Origin of the sequence: Lysinibacillus sp. A1 (assembly GCF_000801965.1) — a bacterium.
Classification (GTDB): domain Bacteria; phylum Bacillota; class Bacilli; order Bacillales_A; family Planococcaceae; genus Lysinibacillus; species Lysinibacillus fusiformis.
This window is the reverse complement of record NZ_JSZM01000015.1, coordinates 1-14,728: the sequence shown is the minus strand read 5'-3', so window position 1 is coordinate 14,728 and position 14,728 is coordinate 1. Positions and strand designations below refer to the sequence as shown.

Here is a 14,728-nt window from a genome sequence, read left to right as displayed (position 1 = left end):
CAGTAATATTATATAAGAAATATATGTAAAAAACAATCAGTCTTTTTATTTCATGTCATAAATTACGTTAAATAATTCATTTTTTTCTCTTTTAAACAAATACATTACGAACGAATATGAGAAATGTATCGCCAACGAATTAAATAAAAATACACTACTTGAATTAATACAAAAAAGCCAAAAGCAAAGAATACTTCTTTTACAATAGAAATATTCGCGATATCTTTCAAAATGCCCTGTACCATTAGAAACGCAAAGGCACTGTGCATCATAGCAACGCCCCATGGTAAGAAAAATTGAGGAAATAAATGGCGGTTAACAAGCTTCTTTAACTCTATATCCGTTAAACCCATACGCATTAAAACATCAAATTTACGCTTTTCTCTCTCTAGTGATGTATGCAATTTAAAATAGATAAAGCTTCCTGCAGCCAGTAAGAATACGGTAGCCACTAGAACTCCCACTAATGTAAATAATGAGTAGGTAGCTAATATATAAGAATAATTTAAACCGGCATTTTCAAAGTAAAATGGACTGAATTTATCCTTTTTAAGAAAATATAAATTGGATTCTAAATAATCGATGTCCTTACCGACTTCCTTCGTTTCCATCCACTGTGGAATAACAAATGTAAATAAATGATAGCTTGGTTGAATAATGTTTTTCTCAGAAATAGGAAGAATAAGCTTTGCAAAATCTTCATCACTAATAACGATCGAGTTGACGCTTACAATTGAACCAGGAAATACAATCTTAGGATAAACACTATCAATCGTAATTGGTATCGAATTTTCTTCAAGCACTGTATGCACAACTCTATTTTTTAATTTTTTTAGTGAATCCTCTGAATAAGGAATAAATACCGCTTCACCGGAATCAAGATTTAGAAGTGGATAACTATAGGAAGATAGCAAGACATTCATATCAGACTCACGAAAAACCTCTACTTCATTTTGCGTGAAAGAAGATGTTTGCTTAACAACAACAAAGCGGGACAGCTGATAGGATAACCCCTTCTCTTCTAATTGCAGACGCAAAGAATTTATATGCTCTCGCTCAAAAGGATTATCAATATCGCCCTTATAAACTAAACCCAATGGATTTAAACGATCATATTGGGTTGTATAAGAAGACATTGTCGCTAATACACCTACAGATAAAAATGCGAGTGTGGAAACCATAGTAACAACAAAAAACATTTTCACATTATCCATCATAATATGAGTTTGCTCAGCTAGTGAGAGCAGACGATAGCGTTGCCAATGAAATTTACGTTTACCTCGTGCTAAGTCTAAAAAACACGGAACGGAATCGCTGAAAAAATAATAAGTACCAAATGTTGCTGAAAATGGTATTAATAGCGTGAGTCCTATTAAAGACGTATGTCCTACAACAAACGCGAGAATATACGTCCCTAAAATTAAAGTAATACCGTATATAGCCCGAATTTTGGAATAGGTTGTTAAACTATTTAAATAATCGCTACCTTTAATTAGATCTCGTAATTTCCTCTCTCGTGTAAAATATACACTAATAAAAGAAATGACGACAAAGGCACTTGTGAATACGCCTATTGTCAGTAGGAATGGCTGCCAAGAAACATACAATGGTAACTCATCCAAATGTAAAATTTCCCGTACAATCATGAAAAAGAATTTTGAAAAAGAAAAGCCAAAAACAATTCCTACAATAATGGAGCCTGCCCCAATAATCATTGTCTCAAGAAAGACAAGTTTATTCATCTGACGCTTTTCCATTCCTAGATGCAATAACATCGCAAATTCATGTGATCTAGCCTCTAAAAAGGCACTCATAGAATAGTATAAAAAGAATAACGTAAAAAGGACGAGTACAATTTCAGCACCCACCATGCCAATAAGTGATACTTCTCCTAATATTCCGCGTTCAATATCAGGATGAAACATCAGCATTGAATAGATAAAAAATACAGCCACAGAAAAAAAGCTCGCCATGAAAAAGGCACCATATATCCGGCTGTTCCGTACGACATTACGGTAAGCGAATTGTCGAAAGGTCACCTACTTGCCCTCCTCCTAGTAAGCTCAAAACATTTAATATACGTTGGAAAAACATTTGACGACGGTCATCTCGATAAATTTCATTGAAAAATTCGCCATCTTTTATGAATAGCACTCGATCACAGTAACTTGCTGCAATTGGATCATGCGTGACCATCACAATCGTCGTGCGTTTATCTTTATTTACTTTCGTTAAAAGTTCAAGTACATCTCGTGAAGAATTCGAATCTAAATTCCCTGTTGGCTCATCTGCTAAAATGAGACTTGGATTATGAATAAGTGCTCGACCTATGGCTGTTCTCTGTGCTTGTCCACCCGAAATTTCATTTGGACGCTTGTGCAAGAAGGGTGTCAAATCTAACTTATCGACAATATTAGCCAGCCGTTCCTCCATTACCTCTAATGGTTGCTGGTCCAATGTTAACGGCAACACAATATTCTCCTCAACTGTTAGCATATGCAGAAGATTGAAGTCCTGAAAGACAAAGCCTAGCTGCCTTCTTCTAAAGTAGGCTAGCTCCGTTGCATTAAGCTTATGAGGATTCATGCCATCTAAAATTATCTCTCCACTCGTTGGTTCATCAATAGTAGAAATAATATTCAATAATGTTGTTTTACCACTTCCGGAAGGGCCCATAACTGCTAAAAATTCGCCTTCTTCCACCTCAAAGCTCAATTGATTTAAGGCACGATGTGTGACCTTGCCTTCATAAACTTTTGTCACATCTTTAATTTGTAATATAGGCATGCTAAATTCACCTTATTTCTTCATTAATTCTAATGATTGCGGTAAAAGCCACTGTAATACAACTTCAAAGCCGATTTGAAAATGGGGCTCTGTTAATCCTAAAACGGACTCTTCCGCTACCAAACTAAAACAATGCTCTCCTATAATGACATCCCAGGCATCCATTTCTCCCTCGAGAATGTCACCATATACAGTGTAATGTCCACTATACATAATCTGTTGACCATCAACAGGAAACGCATTTAATAATGTTGGTTGTTGTAAGTTTAACCCAAGGATATTTGAAAAATGCAGTAGATCTTCATTTAGCACTTCATTTGCCATGACGAAATTTTGATAAGATACTTGATCGCCCTCTTGCAAATGTGTCATAAAAAGAGACTTTGTTTTCTCTTTATCGATATTTAATAGCCAGCCTTCAATGCTTACTTCTGTCATCCTAGCTCCCCCTAATTTGTAAAAGTCACTGTAACAATCGTCCCTTTTCCTACCTCTGATGAAATAGCCAATTCATGTCCAAGCTTCTCGCAAATTTCCTTGGCTAAATAAAGGCCCATCCCAGTAGACTCTCCTGTTTTCCGCCCATTTTCACCAGTAAAAAAGGCCTTCGTAACACGTGAAAGGTCAGAAGCTGGAATACCAATTCCCTCATCGCAAATGGCTAGCTGTACATAATCATCCTTTTTAATAGCAGAAATGACTATTTTTTTATTGGCTTCAAATGTGTATTTCACTGCATTGGTTACAAACTGACCGAGAATGAAGCGAAGCCATTTCGAATCACTCGCCACAATAAGATCATCTTCAATATGAATTTCAGGGAATACTCTTTTCGTAATAAATAAACGTTTATTCTCATTAACAGTTGCAGTCACTATGGACTTTAATGCAACCTGTTCTACTTGCATATCATCTTCGAAGTTTTCTAATCGTGCATTTACAAGCACCATGTCTAAGCCTCTACGTAAACGATCAATTTCCTCCTGTACATTTTTCTTATCAAGAGGACGATCATCCTGCAGCAGTAACTCTATAACAGATATGGGTGTTTTCATCTGATGCACCCACTGATTCATAAATTGATCATGACGTTTTTGACTAGCGTATAATGAATGCAGCTCATGTTGATAGAGTCGATATAGCTCATGCATATATTTCTCTGATTGCATTGCTTCTGGCGTTTTGGCGTTTTTTTGTAACACATCCTCCATGGCTGTTGGTAGCTGGGATATTTTCAACAAATAACGTTGCCGCATTAAATAGCGAACAAGTAAAAATGAACAGAGCAGCACAAGACTGATACAAAAGGAATATATAGCTGTATCGATATTTCTGAATCCATCTAGTCCATATAAGACCATGATGAAGCCAACTAATAAGAGCTGAAATACAATAAATGATGCATAATCACGTAAAAATAATTTCCAGCCCACTATAATTCACCTGCACTCAATATGAATCGATAGCCTGCGCCACGCACAGTTTCAATAGTTGATGCAATTTGATAATCCGCTAATTTTTTACGGACGCGAGTCATATTCACATTCAACGTATTTTCATCGACAAATGCTTGATCATCCCAAAGTTCCTCTAATAGTTGCTCCCGTGTTACTACTTTCGGGGCATTCCCCATAAGCAATTCTAAAATAATGCACTCTTTTTTCTGGAGTGGGATTTCTAAATCATTTTTATGCAGCTCCATCCTCTCTAAATGAAGAATAAGCTGCCCTTGCTTAATTGTCCGCTCCTCTTGCCTTGTAGCATACTCACCATATGTACGACGCAAATGACTACGAATTTTAGCCAAGACAATTTCATAATTAAAGGGCTTTGTAATAAAATCATCGCCCCCATTTTCAAGTGCAAAAATTTGGTCCATTTCCCCTGAGCGAGCAGAAATAAAAATAATCGGACACGTTGTATGTTGACGTAGCTGACGGCACCAATAGTAGCCATCATATGAAGGTAAATTTATATCAAGCAGCACCATATGTGGATTAAATGCTGTAAATTCTTCTATAAGATGATCAAATTCTTGAATGGTTTCAACTTCGTATTGATATTTTCTAAGCGTTTCCGCTAGTAATGATGCAATCTTCACATCATCTTCAACTATGAATATTCGATGCTTTTCCATATCAACACTCCTTTCTAACTATATTGTATCAAAAAAAGGTTCGACGACATAATTGTCAGCGAACCTTTAGGCTAAATCATTACATGAAATCGAATTTTTCTTAATAAATTAATTGTAAAAAGTCTTCTGTTGAAATTCCACCAAAATATGTAGGAATATCAATATCTGCTAATGCTTCTGCTATAGCCGTTCTATCATGGTTTGTCCCAACTAAGCGTTGTTCTATATCAGTCATATCCCCTACACCAAAGAAATCACCAAAAATATGTGCCTCTTCAATGACACCATGATTAACTTCAAGGCGAATATCAATGCCTCCTGTTGGGAAACGGTGCGTCTTTTGAATATTAAAGCGCGGTGATTTACCATAATTCCATTCCCATGTTTGATAGCGTTCTGCTGAAAGCTTATGAATATTTTCCCAATCTTGATCCGTCAGTTCATAATAACGAATGTTTGCTTCGCCATCGAAAATGGATTTTAAAATTTCAAGACGAAATTCTTCAATCGACATCTTCTCTTTTAAAAACTCCGAAATGTTTGCAACTCGAGAACGAATGGATTTAATTCCTTTAGATTCAATCTTATCCTTTTTGACTTTCAAGGCTGACACAACGGCATCTATTTCAGTATCAAACATCAACGTACCATGGCTGAACATACGGCCTCGTGTAGAAAACTGGGCATTTCCAGAAACTTTACGCCCCTCTGCAAGAATATCATTACGTCCTGAAAGCTCTGCATTCACACCCATTTTTGCCAAAGCATCTACTACTGGCTGCGTGAATTTTTTATAATTCATAAAGCTATCGCCATCATCGTTTGTAATAAAACTGAAATTAAGATTTCCTAAATCATGGTACACGGCTCCACCACCAGACAAACGGCGAACAACAATAATGTCATTATCCTCTACATAATCCGTATTAATTTCTTCAATGGTATTTTGATTTTTACCAATAATGATGGACGGCTGGTTAATATAGAAAAGTAGCACTGGCTCCTTTTCAACATCCATTGTTTTAAGTAAATACTCCTCAATAGCAAGGTTAACACGCGGATCATGGATCCCTTTATTATCAACGAAAATCATAGTTTACGTTTCCTCCTTCACAAAATATCCATATTTATTTTAACGCAAATTAGGCATTTTGTGTTGACGAAAAGCATCTGTTATAATACACTAGAAAATATCAGAACAGTAATAGTACAGATGAACTTAAAGGAGGAGTCCACAATGTTAGAAAACGTAGTTGAATTTTTCAAGAATTTACCTGCTAAGCAATGTACAGAGTGCGGTGAAAAAATTGAAGAACAAAGTGAATGCTACTGCAACACTTGTGAAAAATGTAACCACCTATAAGCATTTGCCTATTCTGTAATTGTCATTTACGTGCCCCACACGTAGTCATAATGACAACTTCATCATATTATGATGAACCTTTAATTAAATCTCTTACACTTACAAAACAACAGCTGATACGCTCATATCAGCTGTTGTTTTTTGGCGTTTAAAACCAAATAAAGCACCCACCTCAGTTGGTGAGTGCTTCAACTATTTTAGTTTTCCTCAGCTATTTTAGAGTAACGTTTGTTATGCAGTAGCATGAAATAACCGAATGTGATGGCTAAGAATGCTACTAAGAAGCCAGCTAAAACTCCATAGTTTTGCATTAAGAATGACGTATCGCCAGTAGAAATGCTTGATTTAAATGCTTGAACCGTATAAGTCATCGGTAATAGTTTGTTAAATACTTGTAATGGTGATGGAATTAATTCAAGTGGGAAAGTACCTGCACTTGTTGTTAATTGTAAAATCAATACAACAATTGCCATGAAACGTCCTGGATCACCAAAGATCGAAACAAGCATTTGGATTAATGCTAAAAATACATAGCTTGTTAATAATGCTGTTAAGATAAAGTAGCCCATGTTATTGACTTCAAGTCCTAGACCCCATTTAACAATAACTACTGTTAGTACTGTTTGCACTAAACCTACGACTGCTAAAACAGTCACTTTACTTGTGAACCAAGATGCACCATTTTTTGGTCGAATAGCTGGTTCAACAAGTGGGAACACAATTGAAATTAATAATGCACCTACGAATAAACCTAGAGAAATAAAGTATGGTGCAAAACCTGTACCATAGTTAGGAACATGGTTGACTGATTCTTTTTCAACTTCAACTGGACTACCTACCATGTCGTAAGTGTCTTGATTAGCTTTTACTTCATTTGCTTTTTCACTTGCCTCACCTAATTTGCCTGATAATGTAGACGTACCGTCAGCAAGTTCTGTAGAACCATCTGCAAGTGTTGCTGAACCTTGTGCTAGCTCACCAGATTTTGAAGCAAGGGTAGATGTACCTTGATTTAATGTCGTTGTACCATTCGCTAATTCATTTAAACCAGATGCCAATGTTTTAGAGCCTGTTACAGCTGTATTCACACCCGCATTTAGTTCCCCTAATTTTGCAGCTAATGTTGCATTACCTGCTTGTAGACCTTTGGCACCTTCCACTAAAGCATTACTTTTTGCTGTTAGAGCATTAGCACCTGCTAGCACCTCAGCTTGCCCTGCTGCAATTTGACCTGCACCTGAGCTTACTTGATTAGCACCAGCTTGTAATTTTTCTGTACCTGTAGATAATGATGTTAAACCGTTGTGCACACTAGCACTACCTGCTTGTAGCTCTGCTAATGTTTGCTTTAATGCCGCTGCTTGTTCCTCTGGCATTGAAGCCATCATTGTTTGTAACTGGTTGGATAACGCTGTAATACCTGCTTCTACCTTAGCAGAACCAGCAGTTAATTGGTTGGCTGCACCATTTAATGCACCTGCATTTTCAGCAATAGAAGCTGCACCTGCACTAATTTGTTGCTGTTTATCATTTAAAGTGTTTAAACCCGCCCCAACTTTAGCAACACCTTGTGTATATTGTGACAATCCTTGCTCAAGGCTAGTTGCACCATTGGCAGCTTGCTGAGCACCTTGTTGTAATTGTACTGTACCATCTTGAAGTTTAACTAAACCACTAGATAAATCATTCGCACCTTTTGCAGCATCTCCAGCACCTTTTGTTAATTTATCTGTACCATTTGATAGTTCAACTGTACTTGATGCTAGCTGTTCAAGATAACCTTTTAAATCTTTTGCACCGTTCGCAACTTTTTGGGCACCTTCATCAAGCTTATTAGAGCCATCAGCGGCTTCTGTAAAGCCATCACCAAGTGTTGCGATAGAATCAAATAATTTTTCAGCGTAAGTTGCTGAAACTTGTGAATTTACTTCTGCACGGACACGATCCATTGCAGTCTCACCAATTTGTGCACCAAGGAAGTTAAGCCCTTCGTTTGGAATGTAATTCATAACCAATTTTGATGGTTTGTCATCTAATAATGTTGTAGCATGCTCAGAGAAATTTGTTGGAATTTCTAGAATCATATAATAATCACGGCTATTTAAACCTTTTTCGGCTTCTTCTTTTGAGACCTCTATAAAGTTAAACTGCTCGCTATCTATCAACTTATCAACTAAGGTATCCCCTAAGTCTAATTTTACGTCATCCATCTCAGCACCAGTATCCTCATTAACAACAGCTACTGGAAGATTAGGAAGCCCTGCATAAGGATCCCAAAACGCCCATAAAAACATACCCGCATACATTACTGGAATAAATAATACAGCAATGATGGAAACAAGCATTTTTCTTGTTTTAAAGATCTTCAGCCACTCAGCTTTAATCATATAATATCCTCACTCCTAAACTATTTGACCGAAAACGTCATTCAGTCATTTTTGTTCAAAAAAAATATAAACCCTTCAACCTTTGCAAAAAGAACACTTGATTCGACACTTTAGTGAATATCGAAATCGAATCAAGTTAGAATTAAACCTCGAAAGATTGTCTCCTTGAAAAGATTAAGAATCTTCTCTTCAGGGATCACATCACCGTGTAACTCATGCCAATCGACAACAAATGCAAGATAGGCCTTTAATAGTAAGTAACTAACCAGCTCTGCATCACAATCTCTAATTTCACCTTTATTAATACGTCGCTGAATTAACTCTGCAACATACGATAAAATTTCTGTCTCGATGCGTAGGAGCACCTGTTTAACAGCTGGTGTACGTAGTTCTTTTTCTTCCTCTATTAACTTCGCAAATAAAAGATGTTTTTCACGGAACTGTAGCATTTTCATTAAAGCATTATGTGCATTATCCATAAAGCTTGCTGATGCATCCAACACTGCATCCGCTTCACCCTTCATCTCTCGAACTAGTGACATAGCGATTTCCTGAAATAAAATCTCTTTATTTGCAAAGAATGTATAAATCGTACCTTTACCGACATTAGCTATCTTTGCCACTTGCTCCATTGTTGTTGCTTTGTAGCCAAACAATGTGAAAGATTTTGCAGCTGCTTCAAGAATTTCCTGCCTACGATCCATTAGTAACACCCTTTCTTGTTAGGTTATGTACATCAAAAGTACACTTTCATAAAAATGACCAGAAAACCATTCCGGTCATCTGGTCATTATCATATTCCTATTTTAAAAAAATTGCAAGTGTTTAATGATGATTTTCTTCATCTTTTTTTTCTTCAGTCTGATCAGTATCGTCAGAAGTGCCATTATCATGGTTCATCATGTTATTATCCATACTGTTATTGCTCTTTTCATCTTCTGGCAAAACTTGTGTCATATCGGGACTTCCTGCAAGAATTTCTTGCTTAGGCATGTTATGAACACCATTTGCTGTTGTATGCGCATACATATAATAAACCCCATCATGATCAAATGTAGTTGTCGCTTTATATACGCCATCTTTGTCTAATTTTCCATCAATCATTTGTCCTTCATCACGTTTCCCTGATTCCCACACCTCAAACTCTACTACAGCGTCATCAACATTTTTACCACCCTGCTCAACATGGGCCGCTAGCTCAATTGTTTCATTAAGTGGTACTTCTTTTGGTGTTAAAATTTCAACTTCCGGTATTTGTGGAACTTCTGGCTCCGGTAAAGCCTCTTCTTTTTTTTCTCCACAGCCTACCAATAAGGCAGGAACCGCAATTAGTGCAAATAACCATTTTTTCATTTTTTAATCCTCCATTAATGGCAATGTAATCTTAACGATTGTGCCTTTTTCAATAATACTTTTTATTTCCAATCTTCCCTGTAGCTGTTTTAATAATTGCTCTACAATCGATAAACCTAGTCCACTACCGCCATCTGCTCGACTCCGCGCCTTGTTAACACGGTAGAATCGCTCTGTTACGTGTGATATATCCTCTTGTGGGATGCCGATTCCATAATCTTTGATGGTGATTTGTGCACTTCCATTCTTTTCAAGAGCCACCATTTCCACCTTCGAATTTTCATACGAGTAATTAATAGCATTTTCAATAATATTTATGAAAATTTGCTTAAGCTTTACCTCATCTGCTTGAATAATTAAAGCATCGTCCACATCTAAATGTAATGTTATGTTCTTTTTATCAGCTTGATGTGTTAAGATTTTTTGAACCTCTCGTAAAGTCTCTCCCAGAGGAATTGGATACACTACAATGTCTGTTTGTTCATTTTCAGTTCTGGCAAGTTGAAGTAATTCATTCGTCAACCTCTCCATTCGATTAGCCTCACGAACAATAAGCTGAATCGTTTCCTCTTTTTGATTTTCTGTGATGATGCCATTTTGCATTGCTTCACTATAGCCCTTTACATAGCTAATTGGTGTTCGTAACTCATGAGAAACAGTCGCTAAAAATGTTTTTTGTGCTTCATCCTCTTGCTGTATTGCCTCTGCCATTTTATTAAAGGTGCTTGATAATTTACCGATTTCATCTCGCGAATTTACAGGTACACGTGTCTCATAATTCCCGTAGGACATCTGTTCCACCGCAAGTTGCAAATCGTTTAATGGTCGCATAATATGCCGAATACCTTTATAAATTAAATAGCTTACAACCACTAAAAAAATGAAAGCACTAATAAATAACAGAATCACCCCACTATTAGCTAATTCACTAATTTTGGCTAGAGGGAAATAAATGTAAATAATTCCTTCTAATCTATTTTGATCGACAAGGGGCAAGACGACAGAAATTAGCTGTCGATCGAAACGAGGTTCATAGCCAATTTTTTGCACATAACTACCAGAAAGTAATTTCTGTCTTTCTTCAGGTCCAATTAATGTTTCATAATCTATATCAAATGGAACACAGGCACTTAATTCACGTGGATTTCTTACGGCAAATATATTTAAATTTGAATAATCGTTAAAACGTTCAATATCTGCAATAAATTCATCCGTTACCTTTCCATTGTTATACATTGTCTGTAGCTTTAGGCCAACCTCAACCATTGTATCTTCGGTATCTTGTACATATAAGCGTTGGTATAAAAAATTCGTGAGGACATACATAAAAACAACTGTAATAATTAAAAATGCAAAAATTAACAACCAAATACGTGTGGCTATCTTTTTCATTCGCCAGGATCAAAGCGGTAGCCGACTCCCCAGACCGTTTGAATATGTGCAGCCGCTTCCTTTCCAAGCTTGATGCGTAAGGTTTTTATATGTGTGTCGACAGTTCGAGTCCCACCTACATAATCAATATCCCAAATGCGCTCTAATAACTGCTCACGTGTATAGGCATTTCCCGGATTTTTCATAAATAAATGGAGTAGTTCAAATTCTTTTAAAGTAAGGGGGATACTTTTTCCATCTACCGATACTTTACGTGCAATTTCATCTATTTTAATGGGACCAAATACAACATATTTTTGCTGTAGCTCTGCAATATTTGCACCACTTCTTCTTAATACTGCGTAAATTCTAGCGACTAGTTCATCATGTGTAAATGGTTTAACAATATAATCATCACCACCAAGTGTAAGACCCTTCACTTTGTCATCATTGGCGTCACGTGCTGTCAGGAATATAATCGGAACATTGGACATAGCCCGTATACTTTGACACACAACAAAGCCATCCTCATGCGGCATCATTACATCAAGCAGCACTAAATCAATTTTCTCACGTACAATTATATCGTATGCCTCAGTACCACTCGCAGCAGTAAATGTTTCAATTTCAGAGTTATTGAGCATCATTTCTATTAGGTTCCGCATATCTTGCTCATCATCAACTATTAATACAGTTGTCATTGTTTTTCCTCCCTTACTAACAGCTGAAAAGCACCTTTCCCGACATCAACTGTTTTTTCCTTCTGGCCATCTTTTATAAAGTGCAATTTGTGATCGTCATAGCCGGCGACAACAATATAGTCTTTAAATTGATTGACCACAAAAGGGTTTGCTCCTACTTCCTGCTGCCATTTTATATGACCATCAAAGTCAGCAACATATAACTCATTATGACCATGACTGACAACAAGTACAGCATCCTTTGTTTTTTTTAACCCTACTGGCATCAATGGCATGTTTATTTCACCATGCAATTGACCACTGCTCAAATCATATTTTTTAACCGAACTATTTGGCTTACTTCCTTCTCCATGGCCACCTATCCAAAGTTCATGAGTCTCGTCTACAATGGCTATTCCATGTGAAGATTTTTGGATCGGCCACTCCTGTTCAATTTGTAAATCCTTCATATTTAAAACAGATAATTTTGTATCTTTGAAATTTATCACATACAGCTTATCCTTATACGATGCCATTGACATAGGATAATTACCTACCCGCTTGGAGGCCAGCACGTTTCCTTCATGATCAAAGCTTGTCACTGTATTAGTTTTACTATTCGTTATAAAAAATTGCTTGATATTGTCATCATAATACACATTCGTTGTACCAACCTCTACTTTTTGAGAATAGAGCTTTTCTCCAGTAGATAGTGTATAGACGTCGATGGTATTTAATTGGTGTCCGTATAAGAGAACTTGATCATCCCCTAGCAATGTTGCTCCTGAGTAAGCTCTATCAAATAACCACTTCGCTAATACATGCCCATTTTCATCAATAAAGTCCAATGATGGCTCTTGAATATTTAATGAAGCTATAAAATTTCGATCACGCTCAATCGATTCATACGATTTTTCAGTACAACCCGCTAACCAAACTATTTGTAGTAAAGAAAAAATGAAGAATGCCCATTTTTTCAACGTTATCACCTCTGCCCCTTTACTATACTTCACAATTGTGAAATTCGGGTGAAACTTGAAAGGTAAATTTATGACAAACCATAAAAATACATTTCACAATTCAATTGTATTCATCCAGCCAATATTTCCTTCTATACATATACTACAAGGATAATGGTAAGGAGGAATAAAATGTGGTTTCCATCAGCTTATGTATGATTGTGAAAAATGAAGAAGATGTCATCGGAAGATGTCTTGAATCTGTTAAAGATTTAGTAGATGAAATCAATATTGTAGATACTGGTTCAACAGATCGTACAAAACAAATTGTTGCTCAATTTACAGATAGAATTTTTGATTTTGAATGGATCCATCATTTTGCCGCTGCCAGAAACTATTCCTTTCAGCAAGCAACGATGGATTACATTCTTTGGTTAGATGCAGACGATGTTTTTTTAGAAGAAGATCAAGAAAAATTTAAGGCGTTAAAGAGCTCTCTTTCCCCTACTATTGATGCCGTTTCAATGAATTACAATCTTAGCTTCGATAGTGAAGGAAATGTAGATGCTTTAATAAGAAGAAACCGACTAGTAAAGAAAGAAAAAAGCTTCCAATGGATTGGTGCTGTCCACGAATATTTGGAAGTAGGTGGCGAATTAATAGAAAGCGATATAGCGGTTAGTCACTTACCATTAACTCATGACCATTCACGTAATATTACGATTTATAAGACATTAGTTGAATCTGGTGAAACATTATCACCACGAGATACATTTTATTTTGCCAATGAGCTATTAGATCACGGTCAATTTGAAGAAGCCATTTACTATTACGAATTATTTTTAACGTCAAAGCTTGGCTGGGTGGAAGATAATATTCGTGCTTGCTTTAAATTAGCGGATTGCTATTCAAATTTAAATGATCCGGAAAACAATTTTAGTGCTATACTAAGAAGCTTTGAATATGATATACCCCGCCCTGAGGCCTGTTGTCGTTTAGGTTACCATTTCATGGAGCAATATAAGAATTATGAAGCTATTTTCTGGTACGAACAAGCACTTATTATTAAACAAAATCCTAACGCTCCCTTTCAAAATAAAAGCTTCTCAACTTGGCTTCCTCACCTACAGCTTTGTGTTCTATTTGATCGTCTACAACAATATGAACTCGCAAACGCACACAATGAATTAGCCGGCTCCTTTATCCCAAACGACGCAAAGGTTTTACACAATAAAAAGTATTTCGAGCAAACCTTAAAGTCTAATCAGACTGATTACCAGTAATTCTATCGCTAGAATAAATAGGACAAAAAATTACCCATTAGTATTTAGCAGGACATTATGAATCTTCAAGCTTTATTAACAAACCTACTATTTACTATTAGTAAATAGTTATGTGTCTACCTCCTCTATCAATTCTCGGAATACGATATTTGAGAGAGGAGGTGAGACTTTGCATTTTGGAAATTATCTAAAACGAGTATGTAGTAAATGTAATTCTTTTCCTTGTTGTTGTAGAACTGGGCCTATTCCAAGTTGTCCAGTTTGGCCTGTAAAACCTACCGGAACTACTGGTGGTATTACTGGGGCTACCGGTTCTACTGGCGCTACTGGCGCTACGGGTGCTACTGGCGCTACTGGCGCTACTGGCGCTACTGGAGCTACTGGTGTGACTGGGGCTACTGGAACTAC

At 36.6% G+C, this 14,728-nt stretch carries 15 protein-coding genes; 2 read left to right on the top strand and 13 right to left on the bottom strand.

The features are described from left to right. Window positions 1-104: 104 nt before the first annotated feature. From PI85_RS13565 to PI85_RS13540, 6 genes are all read right to left on the bottom strand, one after another. The gene (locus PI85_RS13565) at window positions 105-2,039 is read right to left on the bottom strand and encodes an FtsX-like permease family protein (protein ID WP_036120280.1); all 1,935 of its coding nucleotides are present in this window, start codon (window positions 2,037-2,039) and stop codon (window positions 105-107) included. Beyond that, window positions 2,011-2,787 (bottom strand): ABC transporter ATP-binding protein, encoded by a 777-nt coding sequence (locus PI85_RS13560; RefSeq protein ID WP_025116535.1) that lies wholly within the window; start codon window positions 2,785-2,787, stop codon window positions 2,011-2,013. The genes PI85_RS13565 and PI85_RS13560 overlap by 29 nt, the downstream gene beginning before the upstream one ends. 12 nt (window positions 2,788-2,799) lie before the next feature. Continuing rightward, on the bottom strand, window positions 2,800-3,225 hold the full coding sequence (locus PI85_RS13555; RefSeq protein ID WP_036120284.1) for a hypothetical protein: 426 nt from the start codon (window positions 3,223-3,225) through the stop codon (window positions 2,800-2,802). Between the two features lie 11 nt (window positions 3,226-3,236). Next, window positions 3,237-4,220 carry a HAMP domain-containing sensor histidine kinase gene (locus tag PI85_RS13550; RefSeq protein WP_036120285.1) on the bottom strand — a complete coding sequence of 328 codons (984 nt, stop codon included), beginning with the start codon at window positions 4,218-4,220 and terminating at the stop codon, window positions 3,237-3,239. Beyond that, a complete protein-coding gene (locus PI85_RS13545; protein ID WP_036120286.1) occupies window positions 4,220-4,924 on the bottom strand; it encodes a response regulator transcription factor in 705 nt (234 codons plus the stop codon). The genes PI85_RS13550 and PI85_RS13545 overlap by 1 nt, the downstream gene beginning before the upstream one ends. A 100-nt stretch (window positions 4,925-5,024) precedes the next feature. Next, on the bottom strand, window positions 5,025-6,017 hold the full coding sequence (locus tag PI85_RS13540; protein ID WP_036120288.1) for a lipoate--protein ligase: 993 nt from the start codon (window positions 6,015-6,017) through the stop codon (window positions 5,025-5,027). A gap of 144 nt (window positions 6,018-6,161) precedes the next feature. Here PI85_RS13540 and yhfH point away from each other — a divergent pair, with 144 nt between their 5' ends. After that, a complete protein-coding gene (gene yhfH / locus PI85_RS23920; protein WP_008173294.1) occupies window positions 6,162-6,287 on the top strand; it encodes a protein YhfH in 126 nt (41 codons plus the stop codon). 197 nt (window positions 6,288-6,484) lie between these two features. On the opposite strand, the gene PI85_RS13535 is transcribed toward yhfH, so the two are convergent. The 6 genes from PI85_RS13535 to PI85_RS13510 form a co-directional block, all read right to left on the bottom strand. Further along, on the bottom strand, window positions 6,485-8,674 hold the full coding sequence (locus PI85_RS13535) for a YhgE/Pip domain-containing protein (protein ID WP_036120290.1): 2,190 nt from the start codon (window positions 8,672-8,674) through the stop codon (window positions 6,485-6,487). 131 nt (window positions 8,675-8,805) lie between these two features. Then, the gene (locus tag PI85_RS13530; protein WP_008173298.1) at window positions 8,806-9,378 is read right to left on the bottom strand and encodes a TetR/AcrR family transcriptional regulator; all 573 of its coding nucleotides are present in this window, start codon (window positions 9,376-9,378) and stop codon (window positions 8,806-8,808) included. A gap of 121 nt (window positions 9,379-9,499) precedes the next feature. Then, complete coding sequence (locus tag PI85_RS13525) at window positions 9,500-10,027, bottom strand: FixH family protein (RefSeq protein WP_008173300.1); 528 nt, start codon at window positions 10,025-10,027, stop codon at window positions 9,500-9,502. A gap of 3 nt (window positions 10,028-10,030) precedes the next feature. After that, complete coding sequence (locus PI85_RS13520; RefSeq protein ID WP_008173302.1) at window positions 10,031-11,419, bottom strand: cell wall metabolism sensor histidine kinase WalK; 1,389 nt, start codon at window positions 11,417-11,419, stop codon at window positions 10,031-10,033. Further along, window positions 11,416-12,099 carry a response regulator transcription factor gene (locus PI85_RS13515; protein WP_036120294.1) on the bottom strand — a complete coding sequence of 228 codons (684 nt, stop codon included), beginning with the start codon at window positions 12,097-12,099 and terminating at the stop codon, window positions 11,416-11,418. Before PI85_RS13515 ends, PI85_RS13520 begins: the two co-directional genes overlap by 4 nt. Continuing rightward, window positions 12,096-13,067 (bottom strand): YncE family protein, encoded by a 972-nt coding sequence (locus PI85_RS13510; RefSeq protein WP_225316110.1) that lies wholly within the window; start codon window positions 13,065-13,067, stop codon window positions 12,096-12,098. The genes PI85_RS13515 and PI85_RS13510 overlap by 4 nt, the downstream gene beginning before the upstream one ends. A 164-nt stretch (window positions 13,068-13,231) precedes the next feature. On the opposite strand from PI85_RS13510, the gene PI85_RS13505 reads away from it, so the two are divergent. After that, entirely contained in the window at window positions 13,232-14,320 is a 1,089-nt protein-coding gene (locus tag PI85_RS13505) for a glycosyltransferase family 2 protein (RefSeq protein ID WP_036120299.1), read from the top strand. Window positions 14,321-14,503: 183 nt separating this feature from the next. Here the strand turns inward: PI85_RS13505 and PI85_RS24675 are convergent. Next, window positions 14,504-14,728: hypothetical protein (locus tag PI85_RS24675; RefSeq protein WP_039391963.1), on the bottom strand; the 225-nt coding region annotated here is incomplete at its 5' end.

Coding starts and splice junctions, on each gene's coding strand:
- PI85_RS13560 (WP_025116535.1), bottom strand. CDS start 2,787: ATGCCTATATTACAAATTAAAGATGTGACAAAAGTTTATGAAGGCAAG.
- PI85_RS13555 (WP_036120284.1), bottom strand. CDS start 3,225: ATGACAGAAGTAAGCATTGAAGGCTGGCTATTAAATATCGATAAAGAG.
- PI85_RS13545 (WP_036120286.1), bottom strand. CDS start 4,924: ATGGAAAAGCATCGAATATTCATAGTTGAAGATGATGTGAAGATTGCA.
- PI85_RS13540 (WP_036120288.1), bottom strand. CDS start 6,017: ATGATTTTCGTTGATAATAAAGGGATCCATGATCCGCGTGTTAACCTT.
- yhfH (WP_008173294.1), top strand. CDS start 6,162: ATGTTAGAAAACGTAGTTGAATTTTTCAAGAATTTACCTGCTAAGCAA.
- PI85_RS13535 (WP_036120290.1), bottom strand. CDS start 8,674: ATGATTAAAGCTGAGTGGCTGAAGATCTTTAAAACAAGAAAAATGCTT.
- PI85_RS13530 (WP_008173298.1), bottom strand. CDS start 9,378: ATGGATCGTAGGCAGGAAATTCTTGAAGCAGCTGCAAAATCTTTCACA.
- PI85_RS13525 (WP_008173300.1), bottom strand. CDS start 10,027: ATGAAAAAATGGTTATTTGCACTAATTGCGGTTCCTGCCTTATTGGTA.
- PI85_RS13520 (WP_008173302.1), bottom strand. CDS start 11,419: ATGAAAAAGATAGCCACACGTATTTGGTTGTTAATTTTTGCATTTTTA.
- PI85_RS13515 (WP_036120294.1), bottom strand. CDS start 12,099: ATGACAACTGTATTAATAGTTGATGATGAGCAAGATATGCGGAACCTA.